The organism is Caulobacter sp. GW821-FHT09A05 (assembly GCF_059418465.1).
This window is the reverse complement of the sequence record NZ_JBWKPX010000018.1, coordinates 33,679-55,306: the sequence shown is the minus strand read 5'-3', so window position 1 is coordinate 55,306 and position 21,628 is coordinate 33,679. Positions and strand designations below refer to the sequence as shown.

Sequence of the window (21,628 nt, the reverse complement as noted above, 5' to 3'; positions counted from 1 at the left end):
GCGGTCGCCGAAGGAGACGCCCGATGCGACTTGAGCCTGTTCTGGCGGCGCTGACGGCCGCAAGTTGCCTGCTCTTCGGGACGGCTCAGGCGGCCGTTCTGGAGATCTCGCCGGTCACCATCGGCCTCGCCGCCGGTCAAGGCGCTACGGTGATAGAGGTCAGGAACCGCGGTGACGCGCCCGTCGCGGTGCAGGTTCGCGCCTATGCCTGGGCCCAGTCCGGGGACGAGGACGTCCTGACGCCGACCCGCGACCTCATCCTGTCGCCACCGATCTTCACGGTTCCTGCCGGCGGATCCCAGACGCTGAGGTTATTGGCGCGAGGCGGGGCGGCGGTCGCGGGCGAGCGCAGCTATCGGCTGCTGCTCGACGAAGTGCCGGCCATCAGCCAAGGCCAGCAGATCGTCATCGCGCTCCGCGTCTCGCTGCCGGTCATCATCGCGGCGGCGTCGCCGGCCCCGAAAGGCCTCCGGTGGCGGGTTGGCCGCGCGCCGGGCGGCGAAGCCGTCCTGTCGGCGACCAATGCGGGGTTGGGCTATGACGCCGTCCAGGCGATCGTGGTGACCCTGGCCGATGGCAGCCGGCGATCCGCGGTCGCTCGCGGCAAGAACCCTTACATCCTGGCCGGCGCCGAGCGCCATTGGGTCGTGGACGGCCACCGCCTGCCGGCGGGCGCGCTGCGCCTGAGCGTCACTAGTCGCAATGGCAAGAGTGAGCAAACTCTTGCGCTGGCACCTTGAACCGAACGTCGCCCTGGGCGCCGCCGGCTTGGTCGCGGCCCTGCTGGCGGCCGGCGCGGCCCTGGGAGCCGAACGCGCCCTCGTGTTGGAGGTGGTCATGAACGGCCGCGCGACGGGTCGGGTCGGCGAGTTCACCGATCGCGACGGCGTGCTTTACGCCAAACCCTCGGAATGGCTTGAGCTTGGCCTCGCTCTGCCCCAGGACGTCGCGGCGAGCGGTGAGCCGATCCCGCTTAGCGCACTGCCCAATGTCCGCGCGCAGGTGAACGAAGCGCGGCAAACCCTGCTGGTGGTGGCCGACGACTCCGGGCTGACGCCCACCGAGCTTCGTGGCCGAGCGTCCGTCCCTCTGGCGCCTCTGTCGCGCCCTGACTACGGCGCGGTGCTCAATTACGACGTGGTCGGCACCTTCGCCCGGGCGCAGGTCACCGGCGGCGCGCTGCTCGACGGCCGCGCCTTCGGCCCGCACGGACTGCTGCAGGGCGCGGGTTTCGTCAACTTCGCGCCCGGCGCCGGCGGAAAGCGCCTTGTGCGCCTCGAAACCACCTACACGAACACCCAGTTCGACCAGCTGCGCCGGTGGCGTGTCGGCGACGTCGTGGCGGGCGCTCTGCCTTGGACGCGAGCCGTGCGGCTCGGCGGCGTCCAGGTCGCCAGCGACTTTGGCCTGCGCCCCGATCTGGTCACCTATCCCCTGCCCCAGGTCAGCTCGACCGCCGCGGTGCCCTCCACCGTCAATGTGGTGGTGAACGGCGTTCGCCAGCTTAGCGAGCCGGTGCAGCCCGGCCCCTTCACCGTGCGGACGCTTCCCGTCGTCACCGGTGCGGGCGAGGTAGCGGTCGCGGTCGTGGACGTGCTCGGCCGAGAAACCCTCATCAATCTGCCCTTCTACGCCAGCACGGCGCTTCTGGCGCGCGGGCTGGGCAGCTATTCCGTCGAAGCCGGCGCGGTTCGGCGGAACTTCGGCCAGGCCGGCGACGGGTATTCGGGATGGGCTGCGAACGGATCGGCCCGCTACGGCCTGACCGACGCGCTGACGCTGGAAGGCCATGGCGAGGCCACGGCCGGCCTGGCGCTGCTCGGCGGAGGCGTCACCTCGCTGATCGGAACGCTCGGCGTGGCCAATGTGGCGATGGCCGGCAGTGTCGGGGGAAAATCCGGCTCCGCGAGTCCGAGCGGCGCCATGGTCTGGACCAGCTTTCAACGGGTTTCGCGGCGCGCCAGCTTCAGCGTCAGCGGCGGGTTTTCGACCGCGTCCTACCAGGACATCGCCTCGGAGAAGGGGTCTCCGGCGCCGAGATCGACGCTGGACGCCAACTTCGGATATCGGGCCGGCGGCTTGGGAAATATCGGCCTGGCCTACAGCCGCCGAACCGCTCGAACCCGTCCAGCGAGGTCTGGGCCAGGACGGCCCGACGACGGCGTGGTCGCCCGTCAACGGGACGAGTTCGTTACGGCGAGCTACAGCGTAAGTGTGGGTCGAGCTTCCCTCTACGCCACCGGCTTCAAGGATCTTCGTGATGCGCGCGCCTTCGGCCTGAATCTGGGCGTCAGCTTCCCCATCGGCGCCGCGAGTTCCGCGTCGGTCGAGACTTCCCGGGAGGGCGGGCGTTCGGCGTTGTCGGCGAACGTCGCCAAGACCGCGCTGGAGCCGGGCGACTACGGCTACCGACTGCGGGCTTCTGGAAGCGCCGACGCTCAGCTGTTGGCGGAGGGGGAGTTGCTCGGCCGCTGGGGCCGCGTATCCGCCGGCGTGGATCGTTCCGCCGGGCAGATCGCCGGTCGCGCCGGCGTCAGCGGCGCGCTCGTCCTGGCCGGCGGCGGCCTGTTCGCGAGCGATCGGATTTTCGACAGCTTCGCCGTGGTGAGCACCGGCGACGTCGCGGGCGTACCCGTGTTGTACGCGAACCGGCCCGTCGGCACGACCGACGCTCGGGGCAAGCTTCTGGTGCCTTCACTGCTCTCATACCAGAACAATCGGCTTTCGCTCGACGCCACCAGACTGCCCGCGGACATAGAGGTCGGACGAACCGCCGTGCTGGTGCGTCCCGCCGACCGATCCGGCGTGATAGTCGATTTCGGCGTGCGTAGGGTGGCCGCGGCCCTGCTGACGCTGCATGACCGCACGGGCCAACCCCTGCCGCCGGGGTCGGTCGTCAAGGTCGAGGGCGCGCAAGCCGAGCCGGTGGGCTATGACGGCGAGGCCTATGTGACCGGGCTGAAGCCGAAAAATCGCGCGAACGTGGTCTTTCAGGACGGAACGACCTGTCGTGTGATCTTCGATTTCAAGCCGGCGAAGGGGGATATTCCCCTCATCGGCCCGCTGGTCTGTCAGTAATGTTGCCCCGGTCAAAGCCTGTGCGACGGACTTGGCTGAGGGTTTTAGGGCTCTCCTTGGCGCTGGCCGCCGGGCCAGGCCAGGCTAGCGCCGCTGCAATTTGCGCCGTCTCATCCACGTCGCTCACGTTCGGCCAATATGTGCCCTACGAAGACATGCCGACGGACTCCACCGCGACGATCACGGTGACCTGCACCAGTTCCAACGTGGTTCCCGTCGTGATCAACGGATCGATCAGCTTGACCGGACCCGGCGCCCCATCCGACCGCGAACTCGTCGATGGGGCCAATCGTCTGCGCTATCAGCTGTTTCTGGATCCTTCGAGAACAATGATCTGGGGAGACGGCAGCAACGGCGACGCCAGATCCGTCATCGGGATCGCGAGCATCGCCGGGGCGTTCGAGGCGACGGTCACCGTCTATGCGCGCATCCCGGCGCGGCAGCCCGGAACCATGGTGGGCAATTACACCGGCCAGATCACCGTGGTGTTGAACTACTGAGTTCAGGGGCGGAAAGCGGCCGGATTCGTCACAACGCCCACCCCTCACAACCACGCGAACCTTCGCCTCCCCCGAACCCTCCTGACTTCGCCAACGATTGCCCATTCTGGCTAGGGGTGGAGGTTATGTGAAACCGCAGCGTCGGTTGAAAGCTGACGTTCAGACCGCGTGACCTAATCGGCAACGTCGCGCCAGAAGCCGACGTTGATATGGCTCCAAGAAGACGACGTTCGCGCCGCCGCGCTGGTGGCCTCTCGGCCCCATTCTTGCCTATTCCTGCTCCTGGGATTAGGTTGAGACGCTGGCTCTGGGATGATGCGGGCGGACTCGAATGGCGGACGATCTGGTGCATTCGGTCCTGCGCTATACGGACCGGCAGTCGGGCAAGAGCCCCTTCGCGACCGCCATCGCGGGATTCACCATCCTGCGCTCCGACCATCCCAGGCCGCTGTCTCACATGATCATCAAGCCGGCCCTGTGCATCACGCTGCAGGGCGCGAAGTGGACCGCTTTCGGCGCGCGGCGCTTCGACTATGGGGCCGGCCAGGCCCTGGTGGTCGGCGTCGAGATGCCCGCGGTCGGCCAGGTGACGCAGGCCAGTCCGGGCGAGCCCTATCTCGGTCTCGTCATCGAGCTGGACCTCGGCGTGATGCGCAAGGTGATCGAGAGCCTCGACAGCGCGCCGGTCGCCCTGGAGAGCGTCCGCCACGGCGTTTTCGTCAGCGACTTCGAGGGACCGCTCGCCGACTGCGCCGCCCGCGCCGTCCGGCTTCTGGAGACCCCGCGGGCCATCGCCCTGCTGTATCCGGCGGTGATGCGCGAGATCTGCTATTGGCTGCTGACCGGGCCGCACGGCGGCGAGGTCGTGAAGATGGCCCTGGGGAGCGACCGCACCCGCCGCCTGGTCGGCGCGATACACGCCCTGCGCGACCGCTTCGCCGATCCCGTCCGCGTCGATGAGCTGGCGTCGATCGCCCAGCTCAGCCCCTCGGCCTTTCATCGGCGGTTCAAGGCGCTGACCGCGATGACGCCGGTGCAGTATCAAAAGCAGCTGCGCCTCTTCGAAGCGCGCCGGCTCCTGGCGTCCGGCGAGACCAATGTGGAAGGCGCCGCCTTCCGCGTCGGCTATGAGAGCGCCTCGCAGTTCAGCCGCGAATACTCACGAATGTTCGGCGCCTCGCCCCGTCGGGACGTCGCTTCGCTTCGGCGTCTCGCGGCCTGACATCCAAACTCGGTGCGCGATGGCGCTGGCGGCCGCGCCGAATACGGTGACCGAGACCGGCGACGAGGCGCCCGCATGGCCAGGGTCATACCCGTCGCCGCATCACAAGCTTGAGCTTACCACGACCGCGCTTAGCGGGACGATCCCAGACGGTCCGCGATAAAGGCGTCCACCGCATCGGTATAAGCCCCCGGCGACCCGAGCGTCCGGTTGATGTCGGCGTGGGTCAGGGCCTGAGGCAGGACGGGCATGTCGCGTCCGCCCGCCCGGGCCTTGGCCTGGAACCGCCGCGCGTCGTCGCACGGATCGTCCGGCCGCCGGGTCGAGCAGACCAGCATCATCGGCACGGCCTTGGGCGTCCACTGGTCCATCGGCGAGGCCTGGGACCAATAGGCCGGATCGGAGCCGAACGCCCGGTCGTAGAACCCGGGATGGCGGCCGGCCATCGTCGCCGAGACCTGCATGGCCGCCGAGTCCAGCACCACCGTCCCCGCCCAGGGTCGGCCGACCATGTCGGGACGGGACGACACCAGCGCCACCAGGTGAGCCCCCGCCGAGTGGCCCATCAAGATGATCTTCCTCGGATCGCCGCCCCAGTCCCCGGCCTGGCCTTGCGTCCAGCGCACGGCCTCGGCGACGTCTTCGGCCTGCTCGTAGGCCATGGCGTCGGGTAGCATGCGGTAGTTGACGCTGACCACGATCCAGCCTCGGGTCAGCCAGCGCTTGAGCTTGTTCTCGATCGAACCGGTATTGGCCTTGTCGCCGATCATCCACGCCCCGCCATGCACCATGACCAGGATCGGCGCGTTGCGAGCGCCCGGCGGGATATAGACGTCCGCTCGCTGAGCGGCGTCCGCGCCGTAGGCGTCGGTCTGCTTGCGGGCGCCGGGCAGGATGGCCTGCAGATCGATCGGACGCTCTTCCTCGGCCTTCTTCTCCTCCAGGCGCTGGTGCAACCGCCCCCGTGGGCCCAGCCCCAGCTGGGCGGCCTCGACGGCGCCGGTCCCGGTCAAGACCGCCACCGCCAGCGCGGTCAGCAGGACCGTTCGACGCGCCGTCATTTCAGGCTCTCGAGCTGATCGCGGACGGCGGCGACCTCGTCGCGCGATAGGCGGCCGTCATGGTCGCGGTCGGCGCGGTCGAACATCGGGGCCAGCCCGTCGACGAACTCGGCCTGGGTCACCCGCCCGTCGCCGTCGCGGTCGCCGTGGGTGATCACCGTCTTCAGCGCCTGGGCCTTGGGACGGTTCGACCTGGCCAGGCGGGGGAATTCCGACAGCGTCACCACGCCGTCGCCGTTACGGTCGAGGCGTTCGAACTGGGCCGCGCGCGAAGCCTTGAACTCGTCGCGGGTGACATAGCCGTCGTGGTCGGCGTCGGCCTTGTCGAGCGCCGCGCCGGGTGCGCGCGAGGCCGCATTGGCGCTGGAAGCGGCCATGGCGGCCAGGCAGATGATGGAAAGGGTCGGGATCTTCATTCTCGGTCTCCGGAAAGCAGCCCGCCGCGCCGTTTGGGGGAGCGCGGCGCGGCGGGCCTGGACGCGTTCGATCAGGGGCGGGTCACCGTCCCGCTGACGGAACGCGTCGAGCCATCGTAACCGGTGCGCGAATGGTCGTAGCTGACCGTCCCATCATGGTTGTCGACGACATTGGTGCTGCGGCTGGCCGTGGCGCCGTTGTTGAACGTGCGGGACGCCCCGCCGTGATAGGCGCCGTCGCCCCAGCTGGCGTCGCGATTGCTGGCCACGCCGCGGCCGGAGTTGGTCTGAGTCGCGCGCGAGACCGAGATCGCGCCGGGCTGGCGGCTGACGTTGCGGCTGTGGACATAGCCGTGGCCGCGCGCGCCCTGGACGCTGACGATGCGCCCGTGCTGGCCGGCCTGGGCGGGCGTGGCGATCATGGCGGCGAGCGCCGCCAGGGACGAGAGGCCGGCGGCCAGGATGGAAGTCTTACGCATGATGGCTCCATGGAAATGGGTCGGTGTCCCTCGACATCGCCATCAGACCATCGCCGGCCAATCCGCGGTTTGCTGCCGCTCGACGAACTGTGTCGAAGTGTAAACGAGGCCGGTCGCGGCTTTCGCCCAGGCCGGGGTTGAGGCATTGGCTGATCATGGCCGACAACACGCTGATCGCGGTCGTGGAAGACGACGCCGAAATCCGGGACCTGACCCTGGGGCTGCTGCGCCGCGAGGGCTACGAGGTCGTGGGCTGCGCCGACGCCGAGGCCTTTGACCGCTTGGCCGCGCGTCGCCGGGTGGATCTGGTGCTTCTGGACATCATGATGCCGGGCGAGGATGGCCTGTCGGTCTGCCGTCGCCTGCGGGCGACCGGCGAGGTCGCCATCCTGATGGTCACCGCCAAGGGCGACGATATCGACCGGGTGATCGGCCTGGAGATCGGCGCCGACGACTATCTGGCCAAGCCCTACAATCCGCGCGAGCTGCTGGCCCGGGTGAAGGCGATCCTGCGACGCACCCGCGAGGTTCATCGGGTGGCCAGCACGCCGCCGGGCGAGGTGCTGGGCTTCGCCGGCTGGCGGCTCGACACCGCCAGCCGCGACCTGACCGATCCTGATGGAAACCCCGTCGTCCTGACCGGCGGCGAGCACGACCTGCTGATGGCCTTCCTGCGTCATCCCCAACGGGTGCTCAGCCGCGATCAGCTTCTGGACCGGACCCGGGGCCGCAGCGCCGAGCCGTTCGACCGCGCCATCGACGTGTTGCTCAGCCGCCTGCGCCGCAAGCTGGGCGACGCGCGAGGCGGCGGGGCCTTGATCAAGACCGTGCGCGGCGGCGGCTACCTGTTCAGCGCGCCGGCCGAGCGGCTCTAGCCATGATGCTGTCCGACAACCTCTCCACCCGCATGACGGCCATCCTGCTAGCCGGGCTGGCGGTGATGCTGGTGATCGGCGCGGCCCTGCTGGTCTGGCCGCAGGGCCGAGGTGAAGGCGGCGTGCGTTTCTACCAGTTGCCCAGGCCGTCCGAGGCCCTGGCGATCGTCGAGGCGGTCGAGGCCAGTCCCCGGGCGGCCCGGCCGAAGGTCGTCAAGGCGCTGGACACCGGCGTCATCCGCACGACCCTGAACACCGACTTCCCGCCCCCGCAGCTTCGCGCCCGGGCCGCCGGCGCGGGCGATCCCGGCTATCGGGCCTATCGCCAGGCGCTGGGCGATCGGGACCTGCGGATCGACATCCGGCGCGGCGGCCGGTTGCGCCAGGACGCCCCGCCCGGCCGCCAGGCCCTGCGGCTGTCCGTGCGGCTGGTCGACGGCGAGGTGCTGGTGCTGCGTCGTCGCGCGCCGGAGACGGCGCGGCAGTTCTTTAGCCGGGTCTCCCTCGCCGCCGCCGCCCTGCTGGTCGTCACCCTGCTGATGCTGGTCCTGGCGGTGCGCCAGACCACCCGGCCGGTCAGCCATCTGGCTCACGAGGTCGCGCGGTTCGGCGACGACCTGGACGCCAGGGCCCTGCCGCTGCGGGGCCCCCGGGAACTGCGCGAACTGTCCGCGGCCTTCAACACGATGCAGGGGCGGATCCGCGGCCTGATGGACGAGCGCACGCGGATGCTGGCGGCCATCGCCCACGACCTGCGTACCTATCTGACCCGCCTGACCCTGCGCGCCGAGTTCATCGCCGATGACGCCCAGCGCGCCAAGGCCGGCGCCGACTTGGCGGAGATGTCCCAGTTGCTGGACGACACCCTGCTGTTCGCCCGCCAGGACGCCGGACGCGGTGACGGCGCGCGGTCAATCAACCTCCGCCAGGAGCTTGAGACCCTGGTCGCGTTGCGTCGCGAGATGGGTCAGGCGGTGCTGTTGGCGCCCGAGGCGGCCGGCGCGGCCTGGGCCTCGCCCCTGGCCCTACGCCGCATGGTCGACAACCTGATCGACAACGCCGCCCGCTACGGGGGCGCGGTCACGGTCGAAGCCCGCCCGCTGGACCGCCTTGTCAAGATCATGGTGCTGGACGACGGGCCGGGCCTCCCAGTCGAGATGCTGGAAACCATGACCGCCCCGTTCGCGCGCGGCGAGGCCTCGCGCAACCGTCACACCGGCGGAGCGGGGCTGGGCCTGTCGATCGTCCAGGCCTTGGCCAAAGGCCAGGGCGGCGCCCTGACCCTGGTCAACCGTCCCGAAGGCGGGCTCGCGGCGACGATCGAGCTGCCCTCCGGTCCGCCTGACTAGAAAAGGACAAGGCGCGTCACTAGGGGCCGTGGACCGCATCGCTTAACATGCTGGGACATTTCCATTGATCATTTGGGACAGTTCATCAGGTCGGTTTCCATGGCCGCCTCCACTCGCCGCCCCCAAGACAGCCCCGCCAAGCCGGACGTCGCGGGGCAGATCGAAGCTCTGATCCGTGAAATTCTGCCAAATCACCGATGCTCCATCGAGCACGTGCGCCAGCGCCTCGCTTTGGATCGTCAAACGCTATCAAGACGATTGAAGGCACAAGAAAATACATACTCGCACATTCTGAATCGCATGTGCCGGGACATGCTCCATGACTACATGAGGCGCGATGATCTTTCCCTAACGGAGATTGCGAACCTCCTGGGATTCTCCAGCCTCCCAGCGTTCTCACGCTGGCGAAACCAGCATGATGACCAGCTTTGGCGGGCTCTGGCGTGGGCTAGCGTAGTCTGGCGTAGGCAATCGTACGATCGGCGGAGGATGGCGCCCACTGTTGGAAAAATCACATAACTATGTCTACGCCACAGCACTCTAGAATACGATTTTCCGTCATTCCTGGGTGTCCATGATTTCTCACATACAAAGTGTGCCGCCGAATGCTCAAAATCACAATCCAAACAACTTCAATTCGCACCGACGCGCGCACGTCTTAGCCGCATGTCAACTGTGCGCCCCAATCCCAGCCTAATGCGGCATCACTGAGTGGTACTATTGGGCGGGCATCAGGCGTTGGCGCATCGCTCCTGATTTTGCGCCCCTGACGGGTTGCGCCCGCCCATATGGTTGGATGGTCGCGCATTGCGACCTATAGTGGCGCTTGGATGACTTGGGGCTTGGCAGATGAATCGGTTCTTCGATCTGGAGGAGTGGCGTCGCGGCTTTCCGAGCCGCGCCTATGCTCGTTTGGATGATTTGGAGCCGATAGCTCAAGATGGCGAAGACGATCTGACGTTCGTGTTCGACGCCGTCGACGCGGGCTGGAAAGGCTTTGGGGCCGACGGTCCTTTCGACCTGGATGATCCGGAGCTCGCTGAGCGCATTCAAACGCAGTGGAAGCGTCGCATTGGCGGCGGCGACGGTGAGGGCTTCGATGGGCCCGACCCTTACGACGAGGTTCCAGTCTATCGGATCGAGTTTTCGCTGGCCCGCGACCATCGCTGGTTCGAGGCTACGCCGCGGACCGAAGAGCCTTGGGTCACGCTCAGCCTGACCGACGAAGAAACCGATGTTCCCGCGCTGGTCTATGGCGGCTTGTTCGCGCCGCCCACCCCCGCCTTTTTGCATCTGACGCCGAAGCGCTCTGCGCCATCGGCGGCCTTGGACGGTCTTTTCGACATGAAGGATTGGCCAACAGCCGATCCGGAGGCACTGGCAACAGCCCTGCAGCCCGCGTGCCAGGTGGAAAGCTTGGTTTGCTTTGACATCGGCCAAGGCTCGGCTTCGGCCCTGGTCTGCCAATGCGGCTTTCCGATCTACTATTTCGACGTCGGTTGCGGCTCAGGTCGCAATGCGCCCACCGCGCCGGCCAGGGTGGATTTCTGCACTTGTGAAAAGCCGCCGGTCATCCTTTCCCACTGGGACACCGATCACTGGGCGGGCGCACACAGGCAAACGGCGCTGCACGCCAGCACCTGGATCGTTCCTCGCCAGAAGATTTCCACGAGCCACACCCTACTGGCGAACGATATCCTCAAGGCCGGCGGCTCGGTGCTGGTCGTGGATTCCACCTTGCCCCCGATCCAGTGGACGGCCGGGACGCAAAACTACGACCTACGCGTTTGCATTGGTCCTGGGCGAAACGGCAGTGGCCTTGCCCTGGTTGTCACCAACCACGCGTTCGATTGGTCGCCTTCCTGGGTTCTGACCGGCGACGCCGCCTACAACTATCTTCCCCATCCCACGCCAAGCCACATTGTGGGCCTCGTCGCACCACACCACGGCGCCGATATGGGCGCTTCGAGCACGCCCTATCCACGTCCTGCCAGCGGCTATGCGCGCCTGTTCTATTCGTTTGGTCCCGACAACGCCCATGGCCCAAAGAAGCCGCCCACGCGTCATCCCACCAGCGCCGCTATCCGGGCCCACGCGATGGAGTCCTGGAATCACGGCGCATGGACACCTTCGTCCGCTGCTATGGCGGTGGCCGCCGCCGACGTCCTGGCGACGGCCACGCACACGGTGACCCATTTGGCGGGCGCGGCTGCCACCTGGCGCGGTGCGGCCCCGCCGCTGGGCCATCTATCCTCCTGCCGGCACGCCCTACCAGTGACCCAATGGTGAGGACTTCTTCGAATGGCCTATGACGTTCACGGCGCCCTGGCAGACCCGGCCAAATCCAAACTGTTCGCGGAACGGTTCTTGAGCGGATATCTGACACCCGCCTTTGGCGCTCGCTCAAAGACCGAGATCGACTTGCTGGTCTTCGAGGCGCTGGTCGTCGCCGGAGCCATCGATCCAGAGGGCCCGATCTACGACCTGGCCAGGACGTTCAACGTGCCGCCTTCCAAGGCCCGCAACCTCGTCATGAACTGGCAGCTACGGACCGCTGGCGATGAAGCCGCCCTCAAGGCCAAACTGATTGCAGCGCTGAGCGCAGTTCGGTTCGCCAAGGACGGAACACTGCTGACCTTCGGGGTGGAGAGCCCCTTGGTCCGAGAAGACATCATCGCCCGGCTCAAGCGCCGAGGCGTGTTCGCCGACGCCTCGTTCTCGCGTGAACTGGTCAGATTGCCGGTCGAGGCGTTCGTCGACTTCCTCGACGACCTGATCGATGCGGACACCAAGACGGCGGTCAAAGTCCGCTTGGTCAAGGACAAGCAGTTGCCGGACAAGAGCTTCAAGGCTCTGGCGACCGGTGTTTTGAGCAAGCTGGGAGAGAAGGTGGCGGGCAAAGCCAGGGAGGCGTTCGCTGACCAAGTCGTCGATGTAGGCGGCGCCATCGTCAAACCGGCCGCCGAGCGCATAACCGCCTTCTTGATCGGCTTGCTGCAAAAGGACGTCGATGCGGCTGTTGGCGCAGTGATGAGCGGCGAATACGCCGCCCCCTAGGTCCCCTAGCACGTGGAAGGTCATTCGACCGTCAGAGCAAATAAACCCGTTTGGCCATCTCGTACGACGGTTGCACGGATAGTGACAGCGCCTCGCGCAAACAACTTCACCTTGAGGCGGGAATCCTGCGCCCCAAGCTTGTCGTCCTTGTCGAGATGATCGTCGTTCTCCGCAGCCACGGCTAGCCGTTCTTCCAACACTGTCTGTTCGACGATTTGAAGGACGCTATCGATCTCCTTGGAAGACATGGTGATCGTGAACTCCTCACCGGCGTCCCCAACCAAAGTATAGAGCTTGTAGGGCCGCAACGTTGCGTCGACCGCGCTTGTCGCTTTAGACCGCGCATAGACCAGTGCATCGGCCAGCGACAGGTTTCCGTCGATGGCCGCCCCTCGGGCGATCCGCTGAGCCGTGGGGAGCGGGGGGGGGTGGCGGCGCGATTTGCGCAGACAGTTTGAAGTCGCTTGCCCCGTTCACCGGAGCGGAAATCTTGATTAAGAAATCCGCGCCCGCCTGGAGCCGCGTGACCAAAATACGCTTCGCGCCTCTAAAGACCGTGGGCCCATAGTCCCGGTCTTCGGTCTGCACGAAATCACGCCAAGGGTCATCGATTTGCGGTCCGGCTTCGATACGCAGGCCCTTCGCGCTGCTCAACAACTCGAATAGCGCCCGGGTGTCCGCCGTCGGCTTTACGCGAAAGAGCTTGTATGCAGCGCCGGAGAACGGGCTGATCGTGGCGTTGTCAAATGCCGAGGACAACGTCTTGGTCATGTCAAATTCGTCGATGTCCGGCAACTTGGGCAGAACAACGGCCTGAGCACGTAGCTTGTATGGCGCCAAGTCACCGGTAGGGCTATCGACGCGAAGCCGGTAAGTGCCAGTCTCCAGGATCGTCACACCATCCACTGCGGTGCGGCTCAGTATCGTTTTCGGCGCGATGACCTTGAGGCGTTTGTAACCTGCCTCGCCGCAGATACCCAAAGTGACGGTGGGCGTGATCCCGCCGGTACCTACCACCGTCAGAAGAACAGCATCGCCAGAGGTAAGTGCGACGTCGAAGCTTTCCAAACGCGTACGCTTATCAACGCGGGCGGCGTTTTCGGGCATCGTGCGATTGTAGTCGTGGTCGAGCTGGATAACTTCAGCCTTTTCCTTGCAGACATCATCAACCATTGGCGCGGTGGGCGGAGCCGAACCTGACGGGTCCGCGCTTGCGATCTGCGCCAACACCGGCGAGCTTGCCAGCCACAAGGCCGCGACAAACGCCAGCAAACCGCACGAGCATTGCCCCTGCTTTGAACCGGTCATTGAAGCTTCTCCGCCTTGATAGTGAACTCCCGGGCACCCGGTTCACGGCGTTCGCAGACGAGGTCACTGGGCGTCAGCGCGCCGCTTGGCTTCAGCTTCGTCACCACCAGGACTTGCTCAAGGGGGGAGAGGTCCGAAAGTACGGCGACGAAGGCTCGTCGATAGGCCTCGCTTCGGACTTGGTCCGTCGCATTGGCCGCATCAGGATTGGCGCTGTTCGCCTCGGATCACCTCCTCTCAGGCGCACTGCGGATCATCGCACTTTCTGGCTCGATCTGCCTCCTCGCACTGGCTCTGAAGAAAATTCGGACGGCGTACGACGCAATGGGCGAGGTCAAGAGGCGGTGGCGCGCGCTCGGCTATCTACTCTCCGGAGTCTTCCTGCCTGAAATCGCCGCAGTCGCGGCGGTCCTTGTTGCCTTGCTTGTGGCAATTTCAACGACGGCAGGCGAATTCGACAAGCGGCTGTTGTCGCGTTTCCGCCTGGATACGCAGAATCTGCCGGCCTACACGGTTATCATGCTCCACCATCTGCACTACTTCTCGTATGCTTATATTATTGTATTTTGGCTTATCAAAGAGGTCCACCTCAACCGGTTGCTGGTTGGACCTGCATTCTACGTCGGATGGATCGGCTATTACTTATTTACGCGTGTGACGCGGCGGCAGAGGTCGATTGTCATCGGCGGACACCTGCTCGCATCACGATGGCGACACGCTGCGCTGCGGGTCTGAAAGCGTCCGGCTGTTCGGCGTCGACGCCCCGGAAGTCCGCCGCGGCGCGACGCCGGCCGAACCCTTCGCTTACGAGGCGCGCGACGAACTCGTTCGTCTGACGCGCGGACGGGTCGGCTGTCGCTTCGTGGACAGGGACCGTTATGGCCGGTTCGTGGGTCGATGCTGGTCGGACGCCTCGCCCGACCTGAACGCGGCGCTGATCCGGTCGGGCTTCGCCACCGAGTATCGCCGCTACAGCAAGGGCCTCTATGCCGGGCCGGCGATCAGCCCGGAGATCATGATCCGGTTCGCCCAGGCGACCCGGGAGATGCTGCGCAACGAAGACGGCACCTACCGCCGCGACCTGCTTCGCGCGGTGGCCAAGCGCGTCGAGGTCCACGCGGCGAACGACGTCAGGGTGCTTGGGAACGATTAGGAGCTCGCGCGCACCGTCGCGGCGAACAATGGGGTACAGGGGGCGGCCCTTTCGGTGCCCAGAGTTGTACCGGGGTGGCGCCCACTGTTGGAAAAATCACATAACTATGTCTACGCCACAGCACTCTAGAATACGATTTTCCGTCATTCCTGGGTGTCCATGATTTCTCGCACACAAAAGTGTGCCGACGAATGCTTCAAATCACAATCCAAACAACTTCAATTCGCACCGACGCGCGCACGTCTTAGCCGCACGTCAACCGTGCACCCCAATCACCTCGGCGATAGTCTCTCGCCCATCTTGACTGAGTTCATATCCCGCAGGCTCGCCGCGTATGCTCCGCCCCTCACGGGGCTGTCCGTATTGCGCAACTGATGCGCAGTTGGTGAACACCGCTAGCAATCTATCAACGCGCGCTGAAGCGATTGCTTTGCCAATCACAGTTCAAGGTTGAAAAGGGAGTGATTTCATGCGGGAATAGCCAAGCTCTTGGGGGAGAGATGATATGCGCGTTGCCGCACTCGGCCTGGCCCTTCTGCTCGCAGGTTGCGCTGGCACGACGGTCCAGCCCATTGAATTTACGGGCGATCGAACGACAGATTTGGCCGCCGACAAGGGCGCCAAGGGAATTCGGTACTACGAGGGCGCACACTTTCTGATCGTCTATACCGACGGGAAAGGCGGCTTGAAGTCAGAGGTCAAGTTCCTGCCGGACCTGACCCAGAAGCGCTCGATCGATCCTTACGCCTATTTCGCCAAGAACAACGCCACCCTGGTCTTTGCCAACGGCATGCTAAGCCAAGGCAAATCCGAGATCGACGAAGCGGTCTTGCCCAAAGCGGCTATCAGCGTCTTGGAGAAGGTCGCCCTGGCCACAATCGCCGCAGCCAATGCGGTGGATGGCAAGGACGCTTACTACTTGCCCAATCCCGTCCTTTTCAAGATTCGCATCAGTCCCACCAGCGGCAAGCTAGAACTGCTCGAGGGCAAAACCACGCTTGCGGACGGAGACAAGGGCATCGAAGTCACGCTGGTGGAGCCGGAGAAATGAACCAGGCCCCGCTATCGCGCCTTACGCCTGCCGTCCTCGCGCTGTCTCTTCCTCTGCTAGGCGGGTGCATCACCACCCTGGACAGCGCGCCGGTGCCTTCCACGCCCGCCGCCGCGCTGAAGGCCACGGGCTATCGGTACGCCTTGCCTGCTCCCGTTCTTAAAGTATCGCCGCAACCCGACGGCACGATGGCCTTAGAGGTCCTCTACCTTCCCGATCCGCAAAACACCTACACACTTGAGGCGAAGTCCTTCCTCGGCGGCTACACCCTCGACGTGAAGCTCAAGGAAGGCTTGCTCGACACCGTCGGTTTCAACAACAATGGCACGACGATCGCCGAACAGGCGCTCAGCAGCTACGGGGAAGTTAGAAAGGCGGAGATCGCGGCCAAGGCCGAAGCGGATAAGCAGGTCGCCCAAGACGCCAAGGACAAAGCAGCGGGCGCCAAGGCTAAGGCCAAGGCCTTGACCGACGCCAAGATGGCGCTCGCCACGGCGGTCGCCAAACGCGACAAGATGATCGAACTGGGCGCGCCGCAGGAATTGTTGATCCCAGCTGAAATGGCCGTCATCGACGCTCAGGCGGCGCTCGATGTGCTTCAAGCGGCCGCTGACGCGGCAGCGGCGGCGATTGCCTCCAGCGGATCGATGAATTTGGTGAAGAGCGGTGCACCGAGTTTCACGGACAAGGCTGCCGGGCCGATCTTCTTCCGGATGGCGCCGCGAACCGATGGGACCGTGGATCTCGTCGCCGAGACGCTACAGGTCAAAGGGCAAACTTCGTCGCCCCCCAAGCCCGAACCTCCAGCCAAGCCGCTGGCCTATTCGCTCGTCAGCCCCGTTATTCGACCTGCTGCTCCGCAAGGCATCGTGGCCAAGGTCCGCTCCAATCAGCCAGTCTATCAAGTGGTTGAGGAGGACGTGAAGCTGACGGCGCGTGAAGGCGCGCAAACAATCCGGCCGCTCTCGATTTCCACGGACGTGGAAAATGGCGAAACCTATTTCATCGTGGTCTTCGCCGACAATCAGGCGCCGGGCAAGTACCGGCTGGCCATCCCCGTCATCCTGAAGAAGGGCGGCCAGACCGAGAACCCGAAGGCCGTGGATTTCGAAATCCGGCCACGTTACCCGAAATGATCAGGCTCGGCTGCGTGCTCGCCCGGCTCGGCGATGTCGCGCTGCCGACCTGGTTGACCGCCTCACCTGATCAATTGGCCACGGCCTTCAGCGAGGCCTCGGGCGGCGATATCGACCTGCGCATAGATCACGCGCGCCTGACGGGTCCACCGATATCCAGCGCATCGATCGTCGACGCCTATCGTCTGCATGAGACAGGACTGAAGTTAACCGGAAATCCATCGCCTCCGGGTCGCGTATCCAAGGTGGCTGTGATGTTCGCCGGTGCCTATCGTTATAGCGCCGATATCTTCGGGATCATGTTCGACCGCGGGTTCACGACGCCGGACGACCCAAACAGCAACGACAGCTACACCGAGCATCCCCGCGAGGGCTGCGCGATCTTCCTGGACAGCATTCGTGCGAGACGGGGGGGCGAGGCGTTCGAACGTGAGACCCGCTTCACGACGATCCACGAAGTGAGCCACCTGTTCAATCTGCAGCACGTCTCCGATCAATGCTACCTGGCCAGCAGCCAAGCGGCCGCTCCGTTCGGCGATGAGTACTTTCGGTTCACGGACGGCCAGCGGGCAACCCTGCGTCGATGCTCCACTTCGCCAAACGTATGGCCCGGTGGTTCCCGGTTCGAGGACCTCGGCGATGCTGCCACGACCAACCGAATCGACCGTCGCGCCGTCGATCCGGCGCAAGGCTTCGCACTCGCGATTACATTGCCGTCCGAGCGCTTTTGGCTTTTCGAACCCATCGAGTTGACCATCACCCTATCCTTGAGCGGAGAAGGCCCCGACGCAGTCGCGCCGGATAGGATTGATCCCGGCTACGAGCAGTTTCGGATTTGGATCGAGGAGCCGAACGGCGAGCGCCGGCTCTACCGATCCCCTCGACGCTATTGCGCCTTCCCCGCCACACTAGCCATTACACCGACCCAGCCGTTCATGCGGGACGTGAGCCTGTTTGCCCAAGCCGGCGGGTTTACCTTTAGGCGCGCTGGGATCCATAGGGTTTGGGCGGAACTGATGATCGAGGACGGAGTCTGGCTGACCTCCAATCGGATCGAGGCCGAAGTCTTGCCGGCTGATGGGTCCGACCTCTACGGCGCCGTCCACGCGATCCTTACTAAGCGTTCGGCCGCACGGCTTCTCTATCACCGGCAATTGCGACCGGGTTTGCGGCCCTTCCGGCTGGAGACCCTGGTTGAGGCCAATCCAAACTGGCGTGGCGCAGGGCGGCTCCAGTACGGCCTCGGCCGCGCCTATCTCGCCGCCGCCCGGGAGCGAACCGGCGAACGCGCGACCGACTATCGCCGCCGCGGCCAAGATCACCTCCAACGCGCCGTCGACCATGACGGACTAGGCGAAAACCAGCGTCGGCGCGCCGTGGAGGCGCTCGATGATCCCGACTTGTGAGACCCCACGGGCGGCCACCTAACACCTGCGCCTTCAGATAGAGATGCCGGCGGCGAAATCATCAGATGGCGAACATTAGATCCGGTTGAAGGATGTTACCTCGGTGCTCCCGTCCGTGTCCTTACAGTTGAGCGACAAGCAAGGGTCTGTATTCGGCGGCGGAGGCGAAGGCCCGCGCCGAGGGCAAAGGCGCATGGGCCGCCCCCCCAGCCCGTCCAGTCGAAACAGCCCGCTAGCCCCTGACCCACGACTTCGTGAGAGCGACGGCCGCCGACCAATCCGGACCCGAGACGTTATCGCCCGCGAGACTGGACGAGGACGGGAGACTCAGCATGATCGAGCGGACCTTCGAGCCCGGAGAACAGGTGCTGCGCAACGGCGCAGACCTGCCCCATCTCGGCGTTTTCAGCGGCTACCAGCTACGCACCACCGACAAACCTACCATGAAGTCCTGAGCGTCGACGTTGAGCCCGTTGACGAAGAATGGTGAAATCGCAACTCCCTCCTCTGATTGATGCGTGGCCGAAAGTGTCAGGTAGGCGGGTTCGGCTCGCTCGCCTGCCACGCGCGTGAACGAGCCGCTCACCACGCTGCTCAGAGACCAGCCCTCGGTCTGCACAGCCTGATAGCCGACAGCCCACTCCGTCTCGCCCGTGGAATGCCCGCCGTGGCGGGAACGGTAGCGCGTGTAGCCGACACTGGCGAGCAGGGCGCCGCCCCCAATGGACCGCTGCGCGCTCAGCTCGCCTGTCATCGACCAGGCACCGGCGCTGAAACCGGCGAGAGCGCGGTCTGCTGGACCACCGGACATGCCCGTAGGTAGGCCGACGCCGAGACGCATGCGGAGATGCGGCCGTGCACCGGCACCCTGAAAGACGCGGCTAAGCGAGATGGACACATCTCCGATTCCCGAGACGGTTTCCTTCCGAGTCTCGCCGAGGTCGGTCAGCCGACCGACACTGCGGTACAGCGGCACGTCGGCCGAGAGCGTCATTGCGGGCGTGAGGGCGCGGGAAACGCCCAGCTGCACGCTGGTGAACTGTGAACGCTGCCCACCGACGAGCGTGCTTGTCTGGTTGCTGAGGTAGCTGACGCTAGCCGAGACCTCGTGGCGAGGGGCAACTGCCGGGGACGATGCGCCCGTCTGTGCCACCGGCAACGTCATTTCAGACAGGCTTCGCAGATCGGACCAAGCTCCATCGGCCACGCCAAAACGCGTTGTCGCGTGGAAGCTGATGGCGTCGGCGTGGAAGCCGTCCGTGACAAGACGTTCCCCCGAGCCGAATTCCATCATGATAGGAGCTGCGCTTTCGATCCTAGCGACTGAAGCAAGCGGCACCGTCATGGGGCCGAAGCGCGCCGTTCGCATTGCCAGTTGGCCGTTGATGACCCCTTCAAGGACGCCCTCAAGGCGTTCGCCGGTCGACAGGGTGATGGTGCTTGCCTGGGCGCTGGGCGCACAGGCAAGCAGAGCCAGCAGGGTCCCCGCCGCGAGAGCGAGGACCACGGCCGGCGAGGACAATCCCCGCATCGGCATCACTTCTTCTTCTTGGGGAACAGCGCGGGGCTGATGAAGCCGGCCACCGCATAGCGGCCGCCGCCCATTGCCCCGGTGTCGCGGTTCTCAACGCTGGCGGTGCGCCAACCATCGGAGGTCGTCACTTTGACGCCCAGGTCGACCTTGTTACGCCGCCAATTTGCGTGGTCGACCTTGATGTTCCGGGAATCCGTCACCGTTGTAACCAGGGCCACATGCCCGGAGGCGCCTGCGGCGTAGGTCGCGTAGGTTGGGAACGCCCCGGCGTCGCCGCTGCCAGCGAAGACCATGATGGCTCCCTTGGAGGGAACGGCGCCCACGACCGAGGCGCCGACATTCCTCTTGGCTGAACGGACCCAGTTTCCGGCGTCGCCGGTTAGGCCCGAATAGTCGAGCGTCGGCCGTTGACGACTCAGCTCCGACTTGACGAAGGTCGTGCACTCGACAGCCTGCGCAGAAGACGCGATGGTTGAGCCAAGCAGAGCGATCGTGAGCGCTGCGACCAGCGCCGGCGAACCCGCGCTGCGAGAGCGACGCCCTTTCTCGGGGCGGAGATTGATATGCTGTTCCATGACCATTCCTTGATCCGGGCGCCACGGGATGCGGTCGCCTCAAGGAGCATTCGGATCAGGCGGCCAAGGGCGGACGGGACAGCCCATCGAAATATTTTTCGCGGGCGATGTCCGCGCTCCGCGCGCTTGAGCGATAGGTGAGCAGGGTCAGCTAAAGGGCCCCAACTGGGAGGAAGACGTGGCTGGCTACCGCCGACCGTTAAGACCCCCGTCGACCCCGTCGACCGGACAGGAACCCACCCCTCTCGCGCCCGTGGGCGCGGAAGCACCGCCAGGCCCGAACGATGACCAAGCCGACGGCGTCTACTCCTTCGAGGAGGTTCTGGCGTTCGTAAGAGAGGTCTGCGCCGATGAGCAGCGGCGCGCACACCTCAAGAGGACGGCCGGCATCGCGGCGGCCCGCATGGGCCTTTGGCGCTGGGGGATCGACGGGCCGGAACTCCTGCACGACGCGATCGACCGCGTATTGCGGGTCCGCCGCATCAAGCGGGTCTGGAGCCTGATGTACGGTCTTGAGCAGATCATATGGTCGCGTGCGCGGACGGAGATGGTTCAACGTTCCTGGCGGGACGCCCGCGCCGATCCGACGGACCTGCTGTTGAGCGAGGATCCTGGGGCAGACCGCCAAATCGCATCACGACAACAGGCGGAACAGGTCTTCGAGGCTTTCGCAGGAGATGAGGCCGCTCTGAGGGTCGTCGAGCTTCTGGCGACAGGGACCACCGCTGAGGAGATCAAACGGTTACTCGAGCTCACCGACAAGGCCTATGACACCATTCGCACCAGGATCCGGCGCCTCTTGAAGACGCGCTTCCCAAACAGACTGGACACCTGACATGCGCTCCAAATTCACCACCGAAGAGGTGCTTATCCGTCTGCAGCGCGCCGTGACCGATGACCCGGCCGCCGCTCCTCCGCCCGGCGCGGACAACCCTTCTCACGACAGTGTCGACCCCATTGAAGCCGCGATCCTCCGAGCGCTGGCGGGTATTTCGGCCCGAGCGCCGGATTACGACGGCGACGGCGAAATGACACTGTATCGGGTCGGCATGGGGCCGGTCCCCGCCTGGCTGAACCCGGACCAGGCCGTCAACGACGACCGGTTGCGTCCGGCGAGTCTGGCGGCGGCCCGCCGCGCCTCTGGCAGCGTAGCGGCAAGCAGCGATCATGGTTTGCCCAAGCGCTCCGCCGTGCTGCGGGTCGGCCAAGGAATGCTGGAATTCTTCGATGACGGGCTTCGGGTGCTCGCCGCCTTCCCTGAGGCGGCTGCCCCTGCGCGGCTGGTCATAGCGGGGCGGTCGATCGCGTTGCGTCCCGACGCTGTCTCCGGCCTCGCCGAGTTGGTCGGGGTCCGGCCCGACATGCTTGAAGACCTGTTCGACGCCTGGAGTGAGGACCCCGACAGCATCGCCGTCACGTGGACCTGAG

Annotated in this window: 22 protein-coding genes; 15 read left to right on the top strand and 7 right to left on the bottom strand. The window is 65.5% G+C overall.

Annotated elements, in window-relative coordinates; genetic code table 11:
• Positions 1 to 23: 23 nt before the first annotated feature.
• The 4 genes from AC07NX_RS17230 to AC07NX_RS17215 all read left to right on the top strand — a co-directional run bounded on the left by AC07NX_RS17230 (position 24) and on the right by AC07NX_RS17215 (position 4,800).
• Positions 24 to 740, top strand: a complete 717-nt coding sequence (locus tag AC07NX_RS17230; protein ID WP_494643438.1) for a fimbrial biogenesis chaperone — start codon at positions 24 to 26, stop codon at positions 738 to 740.
• Positions 712 to 3,078, top strand: a complete 2,367-nt coding sequence (locus AC07NX_RS17225) for a fimbria/pilus outer membrane usher protein (protein ID WP_494643437.1) — start codon at positions 712 to 714, stop codon at positions 3,076 to 3,078. Before AC07NX_RS17230 ends, AC07NX_RS17225 begins: the two co-directional genes overlap by 29 nt.
• 56 nt (positions 3,079 to 3,134) lie before the next feature.
• Entirely contained in the window at positions 3,135 to 3,578 is a 444-nt protein-coding gene (locus tag AC07NX_RS17220; protein WP_494643436.1) for a spore coat protein U domain-containing protein, read from the top strand.
• A 331-nt stretch (positions 3,579 to 3,909) separates the two neighbouring features.
• Positions 3,910 to 4,800 carry an AraC family transcriptional regulator gene (locus tag AC07NX_RS17215; RefSeq protein ID WP_494643435.1) on the top strand — a complete coding sequence of 297 codons (891 nt, stop codon included), beginning with the start codon at positions 3,910 to 3,912 and terminating at the stop codon, positions 4,798 to 4,800.
• Between the two features lie 131 nt (positions 4,801 to 4,931).
• Here AC07NX_RS17215 and AC07NX_RS17210 read toward each other — a convergent pair whose 3' ends face one another.
• The 3 genes from AC07NX_RS17210 to AC07NX_RS17200 form a co-directional block, all read right to left on the bottom strand.
• Entirely contained in the window at positions 4,932 to 5,861 is a 930-nt protein-coding gene (locus AC07NX_RS17210; RefSeq protein WP_494643433.1) for an alpha/beta hydrolase, read from the bottom strand.
• The gene (locus AC07NX_RS17205) at positions 5,858 to 6,277 is read right to left on the bottom strand and encodes an EF-hand domain-containing protein (protein ID WP_494643431.1); all 420 of its coding nucleotides are present in this window, start codon (positions 6,275 to 6,277) and stop codon (positions 5,858 to 5,860) included. The genes AC07NX_RS17210 and AC07NX_RS17205 overlap by 4 nt, the downstream gene beginning before the upstream one ends.
• A gap of 71 nt (positions 6,278 to 6,348) precedes the next feature.
• A complete protein-coding gene (locus tag AC07NX_RS17200; RefSeq protein WP_494643429.1) occupies positions 6,349 to 6,756 on the bottom strand; it encodes a hypothetical protein in 408 nt (135 codons plus the stop codon).
• Between the two features lie 155 nt (positions 6,757 to 6,911).
• Here AC07NX_RS17200 and AC07NX_RS17195 point away from each other — a divergent pair, with 155 nt between their 5' ends.
• The 4 genes from AC07NX_RS17195 to AC07NX_RS17180 all read left to right on the top strand — a co-directional run bounded on the left by AC07NX_RS17195 (position 6,912) and on the right by AC07NX_RS17180 (position 12,037).
• On the top strand, positions 6,912 to 7,631 hold the full coding sequence (locus AC07NX_RS17195; protein WP_494643427.1) for a response regulator: 720 nt from the start codon (positions 6,912 to 6,914) through the stop codon (positions 7,629 to 7,631).
• Between the two features lie 2 nt (positions 7,632 to 7,633).
• Positions 7,634 to 8,980 (top strand): ATP-binding protein, encoded by a 1,347-nt coding sequence (locus AC07NX_RS17190; protein ID WP_494643425.1) that lies wholly within the window; start codon positions 7,634 to 7,636, stop codon positions 8,978 to 8,980.
• A gap of 849 nt (positions 8,981 to 9,829) precedes the next feature.
• Positions 9,830 to 11,269 (top strand): ComEC/Rec2 family competence protein, encoded by a 1,440-nt coding sequence (locus tag AC07NX_RS17185; protein WP_494643423.1) that lies wholly within the window; start codon positions 9,830 to 9,832, stop codon positions 11,267 to 11,269.
• Between the two features lie 12 nt (positions 11,270 to 11,281).
• Positions 11,282 to 12,037, top strand: coding sequence for a hypothetical protein (locus tag AC07NX_RS17180; protein WP_494643421.1), 756 nt, complete (start codon positions 11,282 to 11,284; stop codon positions 12,035 to 12,037).
• A 20-nt stretch (positions 12,038 to 12,057) separates the two neighbouring features.
• On the opposite strand, the gene AC07NX_RS17175 is transcribed toward AC07NX_RS17180, so the two are convergent.
• Positions 12,058 to 12,345: a hypothetical protein gene (locus AC07NX_RS17175; RefSeq protein ID WP_494643419.1), complete on the bottom strand. Its 288-nt coding sequence runs from the start codon at positions 12,343 to 12,345 to the stop codon at positions 12,058 to 12,060.
• A 25-nt stretch (positions 12,346 to 12,370) separates the two neighbouring features.
• Positions 12,371 to 13,345, bottom strand: coding sequence for a hypothetical protein (locus AC07NX_RS17170; RefSeq protein WP_494643418.1), 975 nt, complete (start codon positions 13,343 to 13,345; stop codon positions 12,371 to 12,373).
• 207 nt (positions 13,346 to 13,552) lie between these two features.
• Between AC07NX_RS17170 and AC07NX_RS17165 the strand changes: the two genes are divergently transcribed.
• The 5 genes from AC07NX_RS17165 (at position 13,553) to AC07NX_RS17145 (ending at position 18,091) form a co-directional block, all read left to right on the top strand.
• Complete coding sequence (locus tag AC07NX_RS17165) at positions 13,553 to 14,080, top strand: hypothetical protein (protein WP_494643416.1); 528 nt, start codon at positions 13,553 to 13,555, stop codon at positions 14,078 to 14,080.
• On the top strand, positions 14,022 to 14,498 hold the full coding sequence (locus tag AC07NX_RS17160) for a thermonuclease family protein (protein ID WP_494643414.1): 477 nt from the start codon (positions 14,022 to 14,024) through the stop codon (positions 14,496 to 14,498). The genes AC07NX_RS17165 and AC07NX_RS17160 overlap by 59 nt, the downstream gene beginning before the upstream one ends.
• A gap of 505 nt (positions 14,499 to 15,003) precedes the next feature.
• Positions 15,004 to 15,549: a hypothetical protein gene (locus AC07NX_RS17155; RefSeq protein ID WP_494643412.1), complete on the top strand. Its 546-nt coding sequence runs from the start codon at positions 15,004 to 15,006 to the stop codon at positions 15,547 to 15,549.
• Positions 15,546 to 16,685, top strand: a complete 1,140-nt coding sequence (locus AC07NX_RS17150; protein ID WP_494643410.1) for a hypothetical protein — start codon at positions 15,546 to 15,548, stop codon at positions 16,683 to 16,685. The genes AC07NX_RS17155 and AC07NX_RS17150 overlap by 4 nt, the downstream gene beginning before the upstream one ends.
• Positions 16,682 to 18,091, top strand: a complete 1,410-nt coding sequence (locus AC07NX_RS17145) for a hypothetical protein (RefSeq protein WP_494643409.1) — start codon at positions 16,682 to 16,684, stop codon at positions 18,089 to 18,091. The genes AC07NX_RS17150 and AC07NX_RS17145 overlap by 4 nt, the downstream gene beginning before the upstream one ends.
• 412 nt (positions 18,092 to 18,503) lie before the next feature.
• On the opposite strand, the gene AC07NX_RS17140 is transcribed toward AC07NX_RS17145, so the two are convergent.
• Positions 18,504 to 19,628 (bottom strand): hypothetical protein, encoded by a 1,125-nt coding sequence (locus AC07NX_RS17140; protein ID WP_494643407.1) that lies wholly within the window; start codon positions 19,626 to 19,628, stop codon positions 18,504 to 18,506.
• Complete coding sequence (locus AC07NX_RS17135) at positions 19,628 to 20,200, bottom strand: CHAP domain-containing protein (protein WP_494643405.1); 573 nt, start codon at positions 20,198 to 20,200, stop codon at positions 19,628 to 19,630. Before AC07NX_RS17135 ends, AC07NX_RS17140 begins: the two co-directional genes overlap by 1 nt.
• A 178-nt stretch (positions 20,201 to 20,378) precedes the next feature.
• Here AC07NX_RS17135 and AC07NX_RS17130 point away from each other — a divergent pair, with 178 nt between their 5' ends.
• Together AC07NX_RS17130 and AC07NX_RS17125 are read left to right on the top strand one after the other, a co-directional pair.
• Complete coding sequence (locus tag AC07NX_RS17130) at positions 20,379 to 21,035, top strand: hypothetical protein (protein WP_494643403.1); 657 nt, start codon at positions 20,379 to 20,381, stop codon at positions 21,033 to 21,035.
• 1 nt (position 21,036) lies between these two features.
• Positions 21,037 to 21,627 carry a hypothetical protein gene (locus tag AC07NX_RS17125; protein WP_494643401.1) on the top strand — a complete coding sequence of 197 codons (591 nt, stop codon included), beginning with the start codon at positions 21,037 to 21,039 and terminating at the stop codon, positions 21,625 to 21,627.
• Position 21,628 lies beyond the last annotated feature (1 nt).